Raw genomic sequence first — 15,884 nt, 5'->3', positions numbered from 1 at the left:
AGAAAAACGAACTATAGATTTACTTTAAATCAGCGGTGCAGTGCTTGCACTTGATGGCTCCTATCGCAATGGTCTCTTTGCAGTATGGGCATTCCTTGGTGGTTGGATCAAGAGGTGCAGGCTGCCTTTTGAGGGCATTTATCTGCCGGACCAGCATGAACACCGCAAATGCCACGATGATGAAAGAAATAACCGCATTTATGAATAATCCGTAATTGATGGTCGGCGCTGATACCGCCTGTGCCTCTGCCAGGCTAGCATAGGCCTCACCGTCCAAAGCTATGAACATATCGGCAAAGTTTATGCCACCCGTCAGCATGCCAATTGGAGGCATGATAATATCATTCACAAGCGAATTGACTATGCTGCCAAATGCAGCGCCTATAATGATGCCTACCGCCATATCCACGGCGTTGCCCTTCACTGCAAATTCCTTGAACTCGCTTATAATTCCCATAAAGATCACTCCAACAGATGAAACATTTGACCATTTCTGCGGTCTAAGATATAAATCCTTTTGGAAAGAGCAAATTCGGACCCTCATAAGAGAATAAAAAACGTTCGATCAGTAGAATGAAATACATATTAAAAATTTGTAAGAAATAGTTCCATATCGGAAGATCCAAGTAGAAAGAGGCTCCAGCTATAGGCAATGAAGGAGTACTCCTGCGATGGGCTGATTGTGCGGTGGAATCCGGAAAAATGCATACATGCGAAGGAATGCGTGAACGGACTGCCCCAGGTCTTCAACCACAACAGCAGGCCCTGGATAAATATGCAGGGCGCAAGTCCTGCGCAGATAATGAAGGTCATAGATCGCTGCCCTTCCGGCGCTCTGAGCTATCAAGAAAAGGCACCTGAATCATCTGAAAAAAATGCATCAAATGAGCGATACGCCTCTATCAAGGTGGTGAAGAACGGTCCCCTGCTGGTTGAAGGAGACTGCCGTCTATTCAATTCAGATGGCAATGAGATGGCAGAAGGGGCTTTTGCCCTCTGCAGATGCGGAGCCTCCCGGAAAAAGCCTTTCTGCGATGGAAGCCATATCAAGATAACCTTCGACGATACAAAATGATTGGCGCTGACCTCCAGGCAAAATCGGCAATCGAGAGTGGACAAGAATGTCTTTGCTCATTCTACCGGCCAAACCATAACCTGCATCTGTTGCTTCCCTGGCAAAGCCTCTCTTGCCTCTCGAACCTTATCTCCATACCTTCCCCCTCGACGCCCTTGCAACTGAACTCCTGCGCCCAGACAGAGTTCTCCGCCTGGCAGATGACCTCGCTCACCTTCTCTGAGAGCGATTCTCTGCCTGACCGGACCATTATATCATGCCAGGGACAGCGCCGGATCTCAACTACAAATCCGCTCTCCTCTTCTTTCAGCTCGTAGTCGAACTCCTCCAGGGCCAGACGAGCAGCAATCGCCTCCTTCAGCCCATCAAGGCCATAGTCCAGCATCAGCATTGACTTGATTGCCCGGGCCTGGATCTTGGGCAGAACCTGCCAGACAGCCTCGTCCAGCTCCAGCGCTTCATCAAATCCCCGTTTCTTCTCGATCATCATGAACCAAAGACCGTCCACTGACCGATAGGAGCGGCGGAAGTACTCCATCTTATCGCTCTCTGCTAATTCTTTCATGCCTACCTGCTTTCCAATATCTGATCCTCTGATCTCCTCTTCCTGCTGGCCTTGAGTATGCCCTTGCATGATTGCATGGAGCGGCGGCATCTCTGGACATCGTTGCGCATTTCTGCAGCTTCCGGGTCTCTTTCTGCCTCAAGCTCCTGGGCAAGCCCCTCGAATATCCTGGTGGCCTTCTTATAAGCCCGCAGAGCCCTTTTGACCCATTCCTCTCTGTCCTCCACCTCAGATATGGTGACATAAGCGAAGGCCAGGTCTCTTAAGATCTCAGCATGCTCTCTTGGTGCCTCATCTTTTTGGTAATGCTCCAGGGAAGCAGAGCATGCTTCGATTGCTCTCCTGCAGTTTTCCGCCTTATCTGTTACCTCCGCCAGGGTGATAAAGCTGTAGCCCAGGCTCTTCAGAGCATCTGCATGCTCTGTCGGATGGGATGCTTCATAGATCCGAACGGCGGCCTGGCAGGCATCAATAGCCTTGCGGCAGTTCTCCTCCTTTTCCTCGACCTCAGCCAGGGCAGAGTATGCCGCCCATAGGAGGAGCTGTGCCTCAGCATGCTCAATTGGATGCTCAGATTCATTGTAGATACTAAGCGCCTCTAATGCCGCTTCTGCTCCTTTCCTGCAATCCTCTGCTTTGGCCTCGACAGAGACCTCCGTGTCGGCAAGAATGCTGTAGGTGATGGCCAGGTCTTTCTGGCAGGAGGCATATTGCAGAGATTTGTCCTGGGAAAAGGCTGCCAGCCTCTCCTGGCAGGCCTCCAGAGCTAAAAGACAGTTTTCAGCCCGGTATTCTATATCCGCCAGGGTGAGGTAGCCAAGCCAGAGTATCCCCTGCGATTCTGCATACTCTTCAGGGTTGCTATCTCTATTGAATATCTCCAGGGCCTTGCGAGCAGCACCAATGGCCTTAAGGAAGTTCTCGGCGGGATTCTGAATCTGGGCCAGTGCCAAGTGAGCGTTTCCAATGCAATTTTGAGTGGCAGCATACAGCTTTGGATGCTGCTCCCGAGGGTAAAGATCCAAGGCGTTCCTGAATGCCTCCAGGGCGAGCTGGCAGTTCTCCAGGCTCTCCTCCTCCTCGGCTAGGGCGAGGAAGGCATTTCCCAGATTGTTCTGGGATGCTGCGTATGCCAGCGGCTGTGTTTCCCGTTTTCGGATGAGAAGAGCGTCGCGGCATGACTGAATAGACTGCCTGCAGCACTCTATCTTATCCCTTTCATCCCCTGCCCCAGCCAGGGACAGATAGGCTATGGCCAGGTTGTTTTTGACCAGGGCGAACTCATCCGGAAAACGGCCCGGATCATAGACCTGCAGGGCGTCCTGGTAGGAGGCAATAGCTTGCTTGCAGCTATCCATTCTATCCTCAGGCTCATCCGCGAACTGGGCCAGGGTCAGATAGGCGCTGCCCAGGTTCGTTTTTCCCCTCGCGAACTCCTGGGGATGATCTTTGAGGCTGTAGATCGAGAGAGCATTCTTGGCAGCATCGATTGCCATCTTGCTGTTATTGACTCCATCCCCCAGCTCAGCCAGCTTCCGATAGGCGACGCTCAGCTCATCCTGAAGAATGGCGTAATCCCCAGGATAGCTTAATCTGGAATAGACGGCCAATGATTCCTCCCAAAAATTGATGGCCTGCTTGAGGCTTTCCCCTTGATCAAAAATATCGGAACGGGCGGCATAGGCATATCCCAGGCTTTTCATTACCCTGGCGCGATGATGGGGATAGTTTTCTTGGGTATAGACGGCAAGCGACCTTTGATAAGCCTGGACGGCATGCTCACAGCTCTGCAGATCGTTGTTCTTTTTGAATATCTCAAGGTAGATATCGCCGATCTTCCTGAAGATATTGCTCTCCTGGGCAATATCCATCTCGAAGGTCAGCATCCTTTCGCATGTCTTTAGAGCCTTTTCGTACTCTTCAATGCCATCCTCTTTCATATCATCACCTTCTGGTAAAAGGCATCTTCAGATATCAAAGGAGGTTATGCCTTGAGGAGTTATACCTTTAGGGATTAATTGACCTATAGCTCTTCTAATATCACTTAACCTCCTCGAATTTCCTGCTATATCAATCTGAAATGATGCTACATCTACCCTTCGCTTTTGACAATTGAATTTGAGCTTCGCTTCAATCTATAAATATACTTTAATACAACGGTGTCCCACATTACGGCGAGACAAAAGTCCAAAGTTTTGGGATGTGCTTATAAAACCTGCCGGCTCCTCGCTATTTTGTATGGGTGAACTTAAATCGCTAATTCTCTGTGTCTCGGTGCCTCTGTGGTGAACCGCTATGCTATGACCTAACCACAGAGACACAGAGGAACAGAGGCCATATTCTCTGACTTAACTCACCCACATTATTCAGCGAAGAGCCAACCTGCCCAAGAAGTGAGTTTCAGGTCCTGGATTTTTCTCAATGAATAGCGGGTGCTATCTGAAGACTACACCGCCTAAAAGGAGCAAAATAGCCCCTAAAAAGCCTGTGATGGTGATTATAGTCTCGGTACTTATATCTCTGTGCACGAGCGCCCCCTTGGGCTGATTCAGGATAATAGCTTTTCGCCCGGTTTAGCCCCGCTTTTTGGGCGGTATCAAAAGCGCTTGGCTGCCACTGCAAAAGGCAGAATATCCAGCACGGTCACCATCGCAACTAGTCCTATCCAGTAGAGGGGCTTATTGAAGTACCAGGTTCTCTTTCCCCGTGCATAGACATAAGCGAGGTACGGGAAAAGGGGCAAAATAGAGACCAAAGGATGAGGCTCCACAAATAGGACGTAGGTGAAGATATATCCCTGCAAGAGCAGGCAGACGACAGTTGCCAGACCAACTTTGGCTTGATTGTTGAGTCTCATATCTCTTGCCACTCGCTCTTGGTTGATAAGCTTTTCAGATACTCGCAGGACTATGCGAGTCGATTGCTGTAAAAATTATGCAGAATGATGAGGGGCTGATGAAGTTTTCTTTGCCTGGCGGAGAGGATGTAAGGCCATACCCCTCCGGACAGGCATAGATTCGATGAACCAGAGAGTCTAGGCTGCGAGAAGCAATGTCGCCAGGTTGATTGAGCCCCCAAATACAAGCGATAATATTGCCAGAATGATGAATGCGATCACAAGCCATTTAGCGATATCCATAGATATTCCTGCGCCTCGCCAGCCGAGCACTCCCAGGATCAGTGCTATTGCAAAGAATACCACTGCCAAATATAATAAATCCACCATTTTGTCCACTCCCATTAGTATCTTTATCTGCCTTGTCATCGATGATGAAGAACCCTGACCGGCGCAAAATATATCCGGATGAAGGCTTAATCAATCAAGACGATGGCAGCTTATTAATGCCTATGACTCTCTTTAAATTTAAGACTTTTGGAGCCAATATTTACATAATATAAAATATAATTTATTATAAATATAATTCTGCTCTTGATGGGATGTGGACAATGAGATCAATCTGTCTTAATTGCTCATACCATCATGGCTATTTTGACCTTGAGCAAAATCCCTGAATTGGAGTGAAGCAAAATCCCTGAATCGGATCAATTCTCTGGGATGATAGATGACATCTGCCTCAGGCAGACCTTTGCATCTCATATAATGAGCTATAAATCAATATACCATAAAGTATATATGTGCAAGAACCGGTTTAAAAAACATTATGCCAAAGACTACTCTGACATTATCAGAACCAATAGCAAAAGCCTTGAAGATCTATACAGTTCAAGCCAAAAGCAGCATGCGCGCTCAAAGCCAGGTAATAGAAGAGGCGCTAAGAGAGTTCTTCGAGAACCATGGAATTAAAATCGAGGAGTAGCAACTTTTTGCATCTCCTTCTCTGCACTCAACGCTGTTCTATAATGCATCCGGTTCCGTCAGGCTGACGCATGTACCAGACCCGCTGATAAACAGCATTTATAAAATTGGATCACAAGGCGGGCGGATGGTGAAGGTAGTGATATTTTTGCCCTGATGTGTGATATATGAAAACACGGCACATATAGACACAATGATGGGCAACATAAATATCAAAATCGAAGACATGGCCGCATGACGATAGGATAAATCAACGGCCATTTAGGCATGAAGATAAGATGATTTTCACTCAAAACGCAAAAACAGAGGGATCGGGGAATTGCAGGCTACCCTCTCGGCCTTATTTTCTTCTGAATACATGGCAGGGTACTGACCCCTGCTTTGCGAAATAATCCTGATGATACTCCTCCGCCTCAAAAAATTCTGATGCAGGAACGATCTGGGTGACTGCTTTTCTTGCAATGGCTCCAGATCGATCATACTCTTCCCGGGATTCCTCTGCTGCTATTCTTTGCTCCTCATTATGGTAGAATATTGCAGAGCGGTATTGAGTGCCGATATCAGGACCCTGACGGTTGGGCGTGGTGGGATCATGCATCCGCCAGAATATGGAGAGCAACTCCCTGTAGGATACGACCTTCGGATCGTACTTTATCTGCACGGCCTCAGCGTGGCCAGTAGTTCCTGTGCAAACCTGTGCGTAGGACGGATCGGGAGCAGTCCCTCCGGTATATCCCACTTTTGTTTCCAGCACCCCGCGAACCTGCTGAAAGCGAGCTTCCACCCCCCAGAAGCAGCCTGCGGCAAATGTGGCCAGCTCATAGTCTGGATCGTCCTTCCCGGGACTCTCCATATGCCCAGATCGAGCCTCATCCTCCCGGAAGAGGCTGAGATACTCTCCGTAGCCCTCCCGTTCCAGATCCTCAGCCGGTATAAAGCGGAGGGATGCGGAGTTGATGCAATAACGCAATCCTGTCGGCCCAGGACCATCATCGAACACATGGCCCAGATGGGAATCTGCGTCTTTGCTGCGAACCTCAACCCGCCTCATATTATAGCTGGTGTCGACGTTCTCAATGATGCGATCCTCCTTCAGGGGCTTTGTGAAGCTCGGCCAGCCGGTACCGGAGTCGAACTTATCTTTCGAACTGAACAGGGGTTCTCCTGAGAGCACATCTACGTAGATGCCGGGTCGTTTATTATTCCAGAATTCATTTTGAAAGGGAGGTTCGGTGCCGCACTGCTGGGTGACATGAAACTGCAGCGGCGTCAGTTTCTTTTTGGAATTCGTTTGGGAATCTTTCAGGGAATCCTCTCTTCTCATAAGCACTTATTTTACGGGATCCTGCTTATAGATTTCTCTATCTTTCAGCAGCTCGATCAGCACTGAGAATACCGCCGCCTCCAGAGGATCGTCCAGAGCGTAGAATGCCTCGCTTGAGTGCTTTTTTGCCATGTCGGCAAGCTCTTTTGCATAGGACTGATCCTCCTTCTTTAAAGCTCGACCGGCCTTGGACCAGCGAAGAGATAGGTCGTTTACCCCCATTCTTACGCTCTCAAAGCTTCGGCCCATCAGAAGCTCTCCAGGGTGGTCTGGCCAGTGGAACTGGCTTGCGTTTTTCGATTATTCTTTGCAGAAAGCCGTGGCGCAGCACAAGGCCCCTCGGCGAAGCAGAATACTCTGTCGGCATAAGTCATCATCTTCTCTAAATAAGGATCGGAGGTGGGGGAATAGAGAAGCAAAATGCTGCCCTTCGCTGCCTCTCTCATGGCCATAGATGCATACTCCACCATCTCTCCAGCCCCCTCGTAAAGCAGGGGATCATGCTCCAGGATCATCAAGGTGTGGTGGCTCTCCTCCAGGACGGTTAGCAGCTGGAAGACGGTAAATGCCCTTCTTACCTCCAGATCTCTAAACCTGCGATCCAGTCTGCTCAGGACGCGAGAGTAGTTTCCGCAGATGTAGAGGACCTGATACCTGTCGATGCCCAGATGATCGTTGAGGGACTCGATCAGCATCTGCAATGGAGCCACTAGTATTGCAAAGGCTCTGCTCTCGATGATGATCGCAGGATGCAGTTCGAATTCCATGCGATACATCTCTCGTTTCAGAGGAGATAAGCACAAGGAATGCGCGGAGCGAATGTAAACTACTCCGGCCTAAAGATCGGAGCTTTCAGTAGCCCTGAAAGGACTGCCTTGATACTTGGAAGTCCTTCCGAGCCTCCAGGCCGGTCTACATAGCGGCCCAAGAAAGCTATATTCTTAGCACCATTGAAATCAGCATCGCCAGACCACCGGCATCCAGCGTCCAGCTGCAGGAGCTGTTCCTCGGGAGACCATCTCTTCTTTTCCGGTCTTGGGCAGTACATAGCATTAAATGCTGCTATGCTATTTTGGAACTGATACACTAGAATTTGGTTTAAGGTGGAACGATGGAGTTCGACGGCAAAGTAGCAATAGTGACCGGTGGGTCAACCGGCTTGGGGGAGACTATAGCCGAGGAGTTATTTAAACGAGGTGCCAGGGTAGTGATTGCCGCCCGTCATGAAGAGCAGGCACGAGTGGTGAGTGACGGACTTGACCCTACCGGCAAGCGCGTCTATGTATGTAAGACAGATGTTAGAGATCCCCGCTCTGTCAAGAACCTGATCGACACTACTCTGGAACGCTTCGGTGCATTGCACCTCGCCGTCAATAATGCAGGTATTACAGGACCTGGAGGCATCACAATCCCCGATTATGACATTTGTGATTGGCACGATGTAATAGAGACGGATCTTACAGGGGTGTTCTTTTGTCTCAAATACGAGATTCCGGCAATTCTCAGCAGCGGTGGAGGGGCCATTGTGAACATGTCTTCCGGGAATGGCGTTGTTGGTCTGGCCGGGCTCGCTCCCTACACGGCTGCCAAGCACGGCGTCATTGGCCTGACCCGCTCGGCCGCGCTCGAGTTCGCAGACAAGGGCCTGAGGATAAATGCTGTTGGGCCCGGTTATGTTGACACTCCAAAAATGCGTGAAACGCCCAAAGAAATCCTCACTCAATTCGCTGCATCGCACCCAATGGGCCGGCTAGCAGAGCGGAGAGAAGTGGCCTATTTGGTAGCATTCCTGCTCTCTGACCAAAGCACATTCTCGACCGGGGGATTCTATCCCGTGGACGGCGGCTATACGGCGCAATGAAGTGGCTTTGATTGGGCTGTCTCTCATGAGCATATGGTATCAAGAGGTACCTTCAAGCAGAGGGTGAATTATCCCCCCCTGTATGATTACCTGTATGATTATCTTCGCAGTGCTCAGATCGACTTGAAATAGCCTTAAGCCAGTCTCATCTCAGTTCTCCGGAGTGTTCAAGAAACGCTCTTTCGCCATCCTCGAAGGGTAGGGCACTCTGCGATCTATGTAGCTAAGCGGTGAATAAAAAAAACAAGCGTTTCGCAGGGCGTGTGTCTGGCAACGGATATAGATGTTGGGAATCTGCGTTCCCTATGAGGCGTTAACCTCTCCTTGCGAAACCGTCGTTTCCATTTAAGCGTCCATTAGACCATTGAAGTCGTTTGAGACGGCAATAGAAGGAACGGATTGATCTGGGAGAAAATAAAATGAACAAGGATAATTATACTGCAAAAGCTCGGTTCTACCTCGATTTCTTATGCAATGTGAAACCGAATAGGCGGACGGGATCATTGGGAAATCGTGACGCAACGGATTTCTTTGCAAATACCGTCCGTGCCTATGGATATGAAGTTGATGCCACTCCTTTTGAGTGCCTGGACCATATATGTAATGGCGCAATATTGTCCCAGGAAGAAGCTTACGAGGTCTATGCAAGTCCCTATACAATGGGCTGCGATGCCCTGGCGGAACTGATCGCCGTCTCAACGATAGAAGAGCTGGAAAACATCGACTGCGAGGGAAAAATTCTGCTGATTAAGGGCGCAATATGCAAAGAGCAGTTGATGCCGAAGAATTTCGTCTTCTACAATCCAGAGCATCACCAAAAGATAATTGCCCTTTTGGAGAGCCGCAAGCCAGCGGGAATAATCACCGCTACCGAGAAAAAACCGGAACAGGCTGGGGCGTTATACCCATTTCCGCTAATCGTCGACGGAGATTTCGATATCCCAAGCGTTTACTGTAAGGATATCGTGGGAGACATCCTGGCGATAACGCATGGTCTATTTCGGCTTAAGATCGATGCCATCCGGATTTCATCGAGGGCTACAAACATAATTGCCCGGCTAAACTCCAATGCACCGAGAAAGGTTGTTATCACTGCACACATCGATGCATACGAAGGCTCCCCCGGTGCTTCAGACAACGCATCTGGCATAATCGTATTGCTCCTTTGTGCGCAGATGCTATCTGACTATCGTGGAGAGAACTGCATTGAAATCGTCGCTTTAAATGGCGAAGACCACTATAGTGCGGGCGGCCAGATGGATTATCTGAAGCGATACGGAACTGAAATGCCCAAAATCATGCTTGCCATTAACATCGATGATGTTGGCTATAAAATTGGGAGAACAGCATACTCATTCTACGAATGCCCTCTTTCGCTTGAGAAGAAGGCTGAAGATGTCTTTTTGCGATTCAATAGCCTAGCGTCTGGCGAGCAATGGTTTAATGGAGATCATATGATTTTCGCGCAGAATCAGGTTCCATCCATGGCCTTCACGTCTGAGCGTATGGCCGACCTGATGAAGACTGTGACCCACACCTCCCTGGATACGCCTGATCTCATTGACTGCTATAAGCTGGTTGAGGTTGCAGAGTCACTGAACGCATTAGTGAGATCGATTTAAGAAGGGATTGGAAAGGAATCAGAAATGAAATGCTTTAATCACTTGAATGGACAGCATTTGCAGATTGAAGATGCCCGTATCTACTTTGAGACTGCAGGAAATCCAAATGGCCAGCCTCTTTTGCTGCTTCATGGTGGCCTTGGTTCTATAATTGACTTCAATGGCATTCTCGAAAGACTTCCATCGCAATTTAGCTTTATCGGTATCGACCTTCGTGGACACGGAAGGTCCACAACAGGATCGGCGAGATTGAGCTACGCACGATATCAGTCGGATGTCGAAGCTGTATTGACTTACCTGAACATCTCTTCTGTTTCAATCATCGGATTTAGTGATGGCGGCATCGTCGGCTATCGGATGGCCGCGGAGGAGAACTCGAAGGTACAAAAGCTCGTTACATTAGGCGCCCAGTGGCGCCTCAAAGAAGATGATCCCTCATTCTCTATGCTGGCTGGTCTGACCGCTGATATGTGGATGGAGATGTTTCCCGATTCCGTGAGGTACTATGAAAAAGTAAATCCCAATCCTGATTTCAATGCCCTGGTGAAAAAGGTTGTGGGACTATGGACGGACTTAGGGCCAACCGGCTATCCAGGAGAAGCGGTTCAGATTATCAAATGCCCTCTGCTGATTGTTCGTGGTGATGACGACGAGCTGCTCTCTTTGAGAGAGGCGGGCGAACTGCGCAGCCTTGTCAAAGGCTCGGGACTGCTCAATATTCCGTTTGCAGGCCATGAGGTTCACAAGGATTCGCCCGATATCTTCGCCATTGCGGCAGATGATTTCCTCACACAGCCTCGTTAAAGGCAAAGCGAAACCCAATCAAGCGCTTGAGCCTACATGATCTGCCTCTTGCAGTATTTCATAAGAGCAAAGAAAGACGGATATGACCAAAGTACTGCGAGATGCCATGCGTTCACATGCCGCAATGCCTAAATTGTCGGCATGCGAGGAAGAGAACACAATGAGCGCTGAAAAGCGGGACTTCGATAAAGAGGCAGCCAAATGGGACGAAAATCCAGCAAGGTCCAAGCTGGCGGATGACATCGTCCGTGCGATATCAGAACAGATCGACCTGACGGATGACATGGATGTCATGGACTTCGGCTGCGGCACTGGGCTGCTGGCTCTCCGGCTGCAACCAATTGTCCGTTCAGTCACAGGGGTCGACAGCTCGAAGGGGATGCTCGACATATTCAATGAGAAGATCGCCAAACAAAAGGTGGATAACGTCAGCACCGTGCTTGTCGATCTGGATAAGGGCGATCCTTTGAGGGGCAATTACGATCTCGTTGTGAGCAATATGACCCTTCACCATATAAAGGAGATAGGGCCCCTTCTGGCTCAGCTTTATGAGGTCATAGCCCCAGGCAGCTATCTGTGCATTTCCGATCTGGACCTGGATGGCGGCCAATTTCATGAGGATAACACGGGCGTGTTTCATTTCGGATTTGATCGGGCGGCTCTGCAAGAGGATTTCTTGAAAGTGGGATTTGATGATGTTCATAGTATTAATGCAGCAGAAATGGCAAAGCCGAGCATTACTGGAGAGATGAGGCGGTTCTCCATATTTCTCATGATCGGCCGGAAGAGATCCGATTGAATACCAAGATAGGCGGGAGGATATCACAGGATGCAGTGGCTATTCTTGTTCCTGGCAATAATCGGGGAAGTTATCGGGACATCTGCGTTAAAAGCATCAGACGGGTTTACAAAAATCGTTCCATCGATAATAGTCGTTGCAGGCTATGCAGTAGCCTTTTTCTTTCTTTCCTTAACCCTAAAGGATAACATAAATATTGGCGTCGTGTATGCAATATGGTCCGGTGTAGGTGTCTCATTAATTTCGGTTATAGGCTATTTATATTATAAGCAATCATTGGATATCCCAGCTCTTCTTGGAATTGCATTGATAATTATAGGTGTCATGATAATAAACCTGTACTCAAAAAGTGTGATGCACTAAAGCAGAACCTTCAGAGGCTTGAAATGGGGATCATAAATGAGACCGCAAGAAGTACATCTCTTCGTATTCGACAATCTATCTGATTGGGAAGCAAGCTATGCGATAGCGGGGATAAACAATCCTCAGTTTCAGAAAAAATCGGGAATCTACCGGATCCGGAGCGTGGCGATAACAAGAGCGCCGGTGGTGAGCACGGGTGGGATTCGCATTCAGCCCGACCTGGCTCTTGATGAGCTTTCGCAAAGGGACAGCGCCATGCTAATACTGCCTGGCGGCATCGCCTGGGATGAGGGCAAGAACCGTGAGGCAATCGAAGTTGCCCGCGTGTTCCTCGACTCCAGAGTGCCTGTGGCAGCGATTTGCGGCGCCACCGCGGGCCTTGCTCATGGGGGCTTGCTCGATTGCCGCCGCCATTTGTAAAGGCGGCAAATGAATCGCAGAACAATCCCGCCGACTCGATGTAGTCACTGCTGAATGGATGTTGTGAGTGCGAAGACCGCCGGAAGTGCAGTCTCCTCGATCGGCTGCGCCATGTCCATCCGAATCTGGACCATCACCTCGACCTTATCGCTGAAATGGGGCCTGAGCAGTGTTTCAAGAAGGGGGGAGAGCATATATGTGTGGCGGATCAAAGGAGATATCGAGCCAGTCGCTTCAGGGGACGCAGAAGCACTCTGCTGACTCGCGATCAAGGTCGCTAATAGCATCTTCGAGGAGACACCAAATATGGAAAAGAAGCCCACGAACTTCAGTAAGATTTTCGGCATTGGTCCAGTTGGATTGTTGATTAGCCTTGTACTTCTTTTCATTGCCATTTGGGTCAACAGGCAAATTGATCTTCCTCCCCTATCGAATAATCAGTCTCTTTTGAATTCAGCATTCTTCATCTCCTGTCTCATGACACTGGCCATCATCGTCTGGAGCTTTAAATCGTTACCCGCGGCTGACAGAGGCAATAAGCTCTGCACAACAGGAGCATTCAAGTATGTCCGCCACCCCCTCTACGCCGCATCCTTATCAGTATTCGACTTTGGATTGGCCATCTATCTAAATAGTCACATTTTTATTTTTTGGGCTGTGCTCCTGCATCCCATATGGCAATACCTTGTGGAGAATGAGGAGAATATGATGATTGATATTTTCGGAGAGGAGTACATTGAGTATCAGAAGAAGACAGGGCGATTCTTGCCAAAACTAATGGGATAGGGGATAATAGATCTTGTCTCTTCGTCAATGGAGGCTTCCAAGGAAATTCTTGAAAAGCAGGCACAGTCCATTGAGCTATCAAGACGAGGCGATGAGCAATTGTGATGCAAGCCATTCGCTCCACCGGGTGCGCACTGCCTGCCAGACGCATGGCGGGGGCTGGGAGAAATGCATGGTCATATTCATAGATAGAGCAAGCCCTGGCGATGCCAACGAAGTTTTGGCGTTGCAGAAGCTGGCATATCAGAGCGAAGCAGAATTGAATGGCGACTGGACAATCCCTCCTCTCACCCAAACTCTTTCTGAGATCCAGTCGGAGTATGAGACCAAGGTCTTTCTGAAGGCGGTTTGTGTGGACAAAATCATCGGTTCAGTGAGAGCATCCCAGAATTCTGGCACCTGCCAGGTTGGCAGGCTCATCGTTCACCCCGATTATCAGGGAAGAGGGATCGGCACTCTGCTCATGAAACGGATAGAGGAGGCCTTTTCCTGTGCAGAGAGATTCGAGCTTTTTACGAGCACGAAGAGCACCAGCAATATCCGGCTCTACCGAAGAATGGGATATCAGGAGTTATACGAAGAGGATTTGTCGCCCAACGTCAGGCTCGTGTTCATGGAGAAACGCCGATGTTATGAGGAGACAAGAGTATGGAACACCTGATAAACATCATGAAACCGGAAGACTGGGAGCAAGTCCGTTCGATCTACCTGGAAGGCATCATCACCGGCAATTCCACCTTTGAGGCAGATGCTCTCGATTGGGATAAATGGAACTGCGCCCACTTGCGGGAGCACCGATTAGTGGTCAGATATGGCGATAGTGTTATTGCATGGGCAGCACTCAGTCCCGTCTCCACCCGCTGTATCTACTCCGGTGTTGCGGAGCTAAGCATTTACGTGGCGGCCAAGCATAGAGGTAAAGGCATAGGTTCAACCCTGCTGAAGGCAATCATAAGCTCAACCGAAGAGGCTGGGCTATGGACTCTGCAAGGGGGCATTTTCCCCGAGAATACGCAAAGCCTAAGCCTCTTGAAAAAGCACGGCTTCAAGGAGGTTGGAAGGCGTGAAAGGATTGGAAAGACGACCTACGGCGATTTTGCTGGAAACTGGCGAGATGTGATATTGGTGGAACGGCGGAGCGCCGTGGCAGGTATAGAATGATAAGACCTCAAGACTCTGCCATCAATCGCTCATTTCGAGAAATACTTCCAGTCTCTTCTCAGCAGGGCAAAAACCACCTGGTCATGGAAGCTTCCCTGAGTAAATTCATATTCTCTTAAAAGCCCCTCTGGCCTAAAGCCCAGTCTCTTGAGGGTATTAAGAGACCTGTTGTTTCCCACTGTTACAAAGGCCTCGATTCGGTTGAATCCTCGCTCTTCAAAACAATGGTTAATAACAGCTTTCATCACTTCCTGTATGGCACCCTGTCCCCAATATCGCCTGCCCAATTCATAGCCAATTTCAGCGCGCCGGTGCTCTGCTTTAACGTTATGGTAACCACAGCTGCCCTGAACAACTCCACTTTTTTTATCAACAATGGCCCAACGCCTACCTTCACCCCTCTCCGGCAGGCTATTTAGCAAATCAACCATCTGTTTGGTCTCTTCGATATTTTTGAAAGATACGTTCATATATTTTGTTACCACATCGTCTGACCAATAGCTGTGCAGCGTTTCTAAATCGGCTGCGCCTATCTCGCGAAGGGCAAAGCGTGTGGTTTCCAGTTCGTTAGATCTGTTCATATTTTCGCCTCTACTCTGGCAAGAGGAAGAGCTAAGATGATATCGATTAAAAACCTATTCTTGAATCTCTTTCTCAAACGAACTCCTTTTGCACGACTTTTGGGTCTTCATCCTCCGGATCGACGAGCTTAAGTTTTAAGGGGAGAGAGGAGTGTCATGCTGCAGTTGAGTAGGAGAGAGACGAAAGAGACATGCATCGATGTAGTCCTGGAGACGGAAGGCTCAGGCAGGATAGATGTCGAAACGGAAATTGAGCTTTTGGACATGATCTTGACCTCTTTGGGGAAAGGAGCTAATTTCGATCTGAGGATCAAGGCCAGGGGAGATTCTGTTACCGGCGACCACCACACCATTGAGGACACGGGAATCACCCTGGGAAAGGCGATTGCTCAGGCAAAAAAAAGCGGCATTGGCAGCTCAACTGTGCCTTCGAGCACTGCCCTGGCAGTGGCCGCAGTTCGTTTCGGCGAGACCGGATACCGGGGCGAGTTCAGCTTTAAGAGCGAGAGCGCAGGAGGCATGACTCTGGAGAACTTCGGACACTTCCTACGCGCTCTGGCTTACAATGGAGGTTTCACCCTGGTCATCAGCGCTGAAGGTGGGGATGATATGAGCAAGATCGAGGCCATGAGCACCGCGTTAGGCAGAGCGATCAGAAGGGCCTGGAAAGACTCTGAAAAATAATATCGAATTGCAGAAAAAGAAT

Annotated in this window: 23 protein-coding genes; 12 read left to right on the top strand and 11 right to left on the bottom strand. The window is 49.2% G+C overall.

Annotation, left to right across the window (positions count from 1 at the left end; translation table 11 throughout):
• Positions 1–19 precede the first annotated feature (19 nt).
• Complete coding sequence (gene mscL / locus MCON_RS02290; RefSeq protein WP_013718432.1) at positions 20–457, bottom strand: large-conductance mechanosensitive channel protein MscL; 438 nt, start codon at positions 455–457, stop codon at positions 20–22.
• A gap of 195 nt (positions 458–652) precedes the next feature.
• Here mscL and MCON_RS02285 point away from each other — a divergent pair, with 195 nt between their 5' ends.
• The gene (locus MCON_RS02285; RefSeq protein ID WP_013718431.1) at positions 653–1,075 is read left to right on the top strand and encodes a (4Fe-4S)-binding protein; all 423 of its coding nucleotides are present in this window, start codon (positions 653–655) and stop codon (positions 1,073–1,075) included.
• 61 nt (positions 1,076–1,136) lie between these two features.
• Here MCON_RS02285 and MCON_RS02280 read toward each other — a convergent pair whose 3' ends face one another.
• The 4 genes from MCON_RS02280 to MCON_RS02265 form a co-directional block, all read right to left on the bottom strand.
• Entirely contained in the window at positions 1,137–1,640 is a 504-nt protein-coding gene (locus tag MCON_RS02280) for a DUF6125 family protein (protein ID WP_013718430.1), read from the bottom strand.
• Between the two features lie 2 nt (positions 1,641–1,642).
• Positions 1,643–3,580 carry a tetratricopeptide repeat protein gene (locus tag MCON_RS02275; RefSeq protein WP_013718429.1) on the bottom strand — a complete coding sequence of 646 codons (1,938 nt, stop codon included), beginning with the start codon at positions 3,578–3,580 and terminating at the stop codon, positions 1,643–1,645.
• A 656-nt stretch (positions 3,581–4,236) separates the two neighbouring features.
• On the bottom strand, positions 4,237–4,497 hold the full coding sequence (locus MCON_RS02270) for a hypothetical protein (protein WP_048131708.1): 261 nt from the start codon (positions 4,495–4,497) through the stop codon (positions 4,237–4,239).
• A gap of 177 nt (positions 4,498–4,674) precedes the next feature.
• Positions 4,675–4,905 (bottom strand): DUF1328 family protein, encoded by a 231-nt coding sequence (locus tag MCON_RS02265; RefSeq protein ID WP_013718427.1) that lies wholly within the window; start codon positions 4,903–4,905, stop codon positions 4,675–4,677.
• Positions 4,906–5,302: 397 nt separating this feature from the next.
• Here MCON_RS02265 and MCON_RS15945 point away from each other — a divergent pair, with 397 nt between their 5' ends.
• Positions 5,303–5,458, top strand: coding sequence for a hypothetical protein (locus MCON_RS15945; protein WP_157863633.1), 156 nt, complete (start codon positions 5,303–5,305; stop codon positions 5,456–5,458).
• Positions 5,459–5,797: 339 nt separating this feature from the next.
• Here MCON_RS15945 and MCON_RS02260 read toward each other — a convergent pair whose 3' ends face one another.
• From MCON_RS02260 to MCON_RS02245, 4 genes are read right to left on the bottom strand one after another with little or no spacing between them, the layout of a single operon-like run.
• The gene (locus tag MCON_RS02260) at positions 5,798–6,781 is read right to left on the bottom strand and encodes a bifunctional methionine sulfoxide reductase B/A protein (RefSeq protein WP_013718426.1); all 984 of its coding nucleotides are present in this window, start codon (positions 6,779–6,781) and stop codon (positions 5,798–5,800) included.
• A 6-nt stretch (positions 6,782–6,787) separates the two neighbouring features.
• Positions 6,788–7,030, bottom strand: a complete 243-nt coding sequence (locus MCON_RS02255; RefSeq protein ID WP_013718425.1) for a hypothetical protein — start codon at positions 7,028–7,030, stop codon at positions 6,788–6,790.
• On the bottom strand, positions 7,030–7,548 hold the full coding sequence (locus MCON_RS02250; protein WP_013718424.1) for a hypothetical protein: 519 nt from the start codon (positions 7,546–7,548) through the stop codon (positions 7,030–7,032). Before MCON_RS02250 ends, MCON_RS02255 begins: the two co-directional genes overlap by 1 nt.
• Positions 7,549–7,607: 59 nt before the next feature.
• Positions 7,608–7,829: a hypothetical protein gene (locus tag MCON_RS02245; protein ID WP_013718423.1), complete on the bottom strand. Its 222-nt coding sequence runs from the start codon at positions 7,827–7,829 to the stop codon at positions 7,608–7,610.
• 63 nt (positions 7,830–7,892) lie between these two features.
• Here MCON_RS02245 and MCON_RS02240 point away from each other — a divergent pair, with 63 nt between their 5' ends.
• The 6 genes from MCON_RS02240 to MCON_RS02215 all read left to right on the top strand — a co-directional run bounded on the left by MCON_RS02240 (position 7,893) and on the right by MCON_RS02215 (position 12,650).
• On the top strand, positions 7,893–8,642 hold the full coding sequence (locus MCON_RS02240; protein WP_013718422.1) for an SDR family NAD(P)-dependent oxidoreductase: 750 nt from the start codon (positions 7,893–7,895) through the stop codon (positions 8,640–8,642).
• Positions 8,643–9,061: 419 nt separating this feature from the next.
• Positions 9,062–10,264 carry a M28 family peptidase gene (locus MCON_RS02235; protein ID WP_013718421.1) on the top strand — a complete coding sequence of 401 codons (1,203 nt, stop codon included), beginning with the start codon at positions 9,062–9,064 and terminating at the stop codon, positions 10,262–10,264.
• Positions 10,265–10,288: 24 nt separating this feature from the next.
• Positions 10,289–11,068, top strand: coding sequence for an alpha/beta fold hydrolase (locus MCON_RS02230; protein WP_013718420.1), 780 nt, complete (start codon positions 10,289–10,291; stop codon positions 11,066–11,068).
• Between the two features lie 160 nt (positions 11,069–11,228).
• Positions 11,229–11,867 carry a class I SAM-dependent DNA methyltransferase gene (locus MCON_RS02225; protein ID WP_013718419.1) on the top strand — a complete coding sequence of 213 codons (639 nt, stop codon included), beginning with the start codon at positions 11,229–11,231 and terminating at the stop codon, positions 11,865–11,867.
• A gap of 30 nt (positions 11,868–11,897) precedes the next feature.
• Positions 11,898–12,230, top strand: a complete 333-nt coding sequence (locus tag MCON_RS02220; protein ID WP_013718418.1) for a DMT family transporter — start codon at positions 11,898–11,900, stop codon at positions 12,228–12,230.
• Positions 12,231–12,266: 36 nt separating this feature from the next.
• Complete coding sequence (locus tag MCON_RS02215; RefSeq protein ID WP_013718417.1) at positions 12,267–12,650, top strand: DJ-1/PfpI family protein; 384 nt, start codon at positions 12,267–12,269, stop codon at positions 12,648–12,650.
• A gap of 44 nt (positions 12,651–12,694) precedes the next feature.
• On the opposite strand, the gene MCON_RS15940 is transcribed toward MCON_RS02215, so the two are convergent.
• Complete coding sequence (locus MCON_RS15940) at positions 12,695–13,045, bottom strand: hypothetical protein (protein ID WP_157863632.1); 351 nt, start codon at positions 13,043–13,045, stop codon at positions 12,695–12,697.
• Positions 13,046–13,097: 52 nt separating this feature from the next.
• Between MCON_RS15940 and MCON_RS15035 the strand changes: the two genes are divergently transcribed.
• Genes MCON_RS15035 through MCON_RS02195 form a run of 3 tightly spaced genes read left to right on the top strand, consistent with a single transcriptional unit; the run spans position 13,098 to position 14,597 of the window.
• Positions 13,098–13,436: a methyltransferase family protein gene (locus MCON_RS15035; protein WP_157863631.1), complete on the top strand. Its 339-nt coding sequence runs from the start codon at positions 13,098–13,100 to the stop codon at positions 13,434–13,436.
• Between the two features lie 49 nt (positions 13,437–13,485).
• Positions 13,486–14,097 (top strand): GNAT family N-acetyltransferase, encoded by a 612-nt coding sequence (locus tag MCON_RS02200; RefSeq protein WP_269798828.1) that lies wholly within the window; start codon positions 13,486–13,488, stop codon positions 14,095–14,097.
• Positions 14,085–14,597: a GNAT family N-acetyltransferase gene (locus tag MCON_RS02195; RefSeq protein WP_013718414.1), complete on the top strand. Its 513-nt coding sequence runs from the start codon at positions 14,085–14,087 to the stop codon at positions 14,595–14,597. Before MCON_RS02200 ends, MCON_RS02195 begins: the two co-directional genes overlap by 13 nt.
• 29 nt (positions 14,598–14,626) lie before the next feature.
• Here the strand turns inward: MCON_RS02195 and MCON_RS02190 are convergent, their stop codons facing one another.
• Complete coding sequence (locus tag MCON_RS02190; RefSeq protein ID WP_013718413.1) at positions 14,627–15,178, bottom strand: GNAT family N-acetyltransferase; 552 nt, start codon at positions 15,176–15,178, stop codon at positions 14,627–14,629.
• 156 nt (positions 15,179–15,334) lie between these two features.
• Here MCON_RS02190 and MCON_RS02185 point away from each other — a divergent pair, with 156 nt between their 5' ends.
• Entirely contained in the window at positions 15,335–15,862 is a 528-nt protein-coding gene (locus MCON_RS02185; RefSeq protein WP_013718412.1) for an imidazoleglycerol-phosphate dehydratase, read from the top strand.
• Positions 15,863–15,884: the final 22 nt, after the last annotated feature.

Source organism: Methanothrix soehngenii GP6, assembly GCF_000204415.1.
Lineage (GTDB): Archaea > Halobacteriota > Methanosarcinia > Methanotrichales > Methanotrichaceae > Methanothrix > Methanothrix soehngenii.
Note: the sequence above shows the minus strand (reverse complement) of the source record. Positions and strands in the feature narration are given on the sequence as shown.

Excerpts from the sequence above, each read along its gene's own strand:
- MCON_RS02225 (WP_013718419.1), top strand. The coding sequence starts at position 11,229 with ATGAGCGCTGAAAAGCGGGACTTCGATAAAGAGGCAGCCAAATGGGAC.
- MCON_RS02185 (WP_013718412.1), top strand. The coding sequence starts at position 15,335 with ATGCTGCAGTTGAGTAGGAGAGAGACGAAAGAGACATGCATCGATGTA.
- MCON_RS02285 (WP_013718431.1), top strand. The coding sequence starts at position 653 with ATGAAGGAGTACTCCTGCGATGGGCTGATTGTGCGGTGGAATCCGGAA.
- MCON_RS02260 (WP_013718426.1), bottom strand. The coding sequence starts at position 6,781 with ATGAGAAGAGAGGATTCCCTGAAAGATTCCCAAACGAATTCCAAAAAG.
- MCON_RS02195 (WP_013718414.1), top strand. The coding sequence starts at position 14,085 with ATGGAACACCTGATAAACATCATGAAACCGGAAGACTGGGAGCAAGTC.
- MCON_RS02255 (WP_013718425.1), bottom strand. The coding sequence starts at position 7,030 with ATGGGCCGAAGCTTTGAGAGCGTAAGAATGGGGGTAAACGACCTATCT.
- mscL (WP_013718432.1), bottom strand. The coding sequence starts at position 457 with ATGGGAATTATAAGCGAGTTCAAGGAATTTGCAGTGAAGGGCAACGCC.
- MCON_RS02245 (WP_013718423.1), bottom strand. The coding sequence starts at position 7,829 with ATGTACTGCCCAAGACCGGAAAAGAAGAGATGGTCTCCCGAGGAACAG.
- MCON_RS02215 (WP_013718417.1), top strand. The coding sequence starts at position 12,267 with ATGAGACCGCAAGAAGTACATCTCTTCGTATTCGACAATCTATCTGAT.
- MCON_RS02280 (WP_013718430.1), bottom strand. The coding sequence starts at position 1,640 with ATGAAAGAATTAGCAGAGAGCGATAAGATGGAGTACTTCCGCCGCTCC.
- MCON_RS02220 (WP_013718418.1), top strand. The coding sequence starts at position 11,898 with ATGCAGTGGCTATTCTTGTTCCTGGCAATAATCGGGGAAGTTATCGGG.
- MCON_RS02275 (WP_013718429.1), bottom strand. The coding sequence starts at position 3,580 with ATGAAAGAGGATGGCATTGAAGAGTACGAAAAGGCTCTAAAGACATGC.
- MCON_RS02235 (WP_013718421.1), top strand. The coding sequence starts at position 9,062 with ATGAACAAGGATAATTATACTGCAAAAGCTCGGTTCTACCTCGATTTC.
- MCON_RS02240 (WP_013718422.1), top strand. The coding sequence starts at position 7,893 with ATGGAGTTCGACGGCAAAGTAGCAATAGTGACCGGTGGGTCAACCGGC.
- MCON_RS02230 (WP_013718420.1), top strand. The coding sequence starts at position 10,289 with ATGAAATGCTTTAATCACTTGAATGGACAGCATTTGCAGATTGAAGAT.
- MCON_RS02190 (WP_013718413.1), bottom strand. The coding sequence starts at position 15,178 with ATGAACAGATCTAACGAACTGGAAACCACACGCTTTGCCCTTCGCGAG.
- MCON_RS02270 (WP_048131708.1), bottom strand. The coding sequence starts at position 4,497 with ATGAGACTCAACAATCAAGCCAAAGTTGGTCTGGCAACTGTCGTCTGC.
- MCON_RS02265 (WP_013718427.1), bottom strand. The coding sequence starts at position 4,905 with ATGACAAGGCAGATAAAGATACTAATGGGAGTGGACAAAATGGTGGAT.
- MCON_RS15940 (WP_157863632.1), bottom strand. The coding sequence starts at position 13,045 with ATGGCAATGAAAAGAAGTACAAGGCTAATCAACAATCCAACTGGACCA.
- MCON_RS02250 (WP_013718424.1), bottom strand. The coding sequence starts at position 7,548 with ATGGAATTCGAACTGCATCCTGCGATCATCATCGAGAGCAGAGCCTTT.
- MCON_RS15945 (WP_157863633.1), top strand. The coding sequence starts at position 5,303 with ATGCCAAAGACTACTCTGACATTATCAGAACCAATAGCAAAAGCCTTG.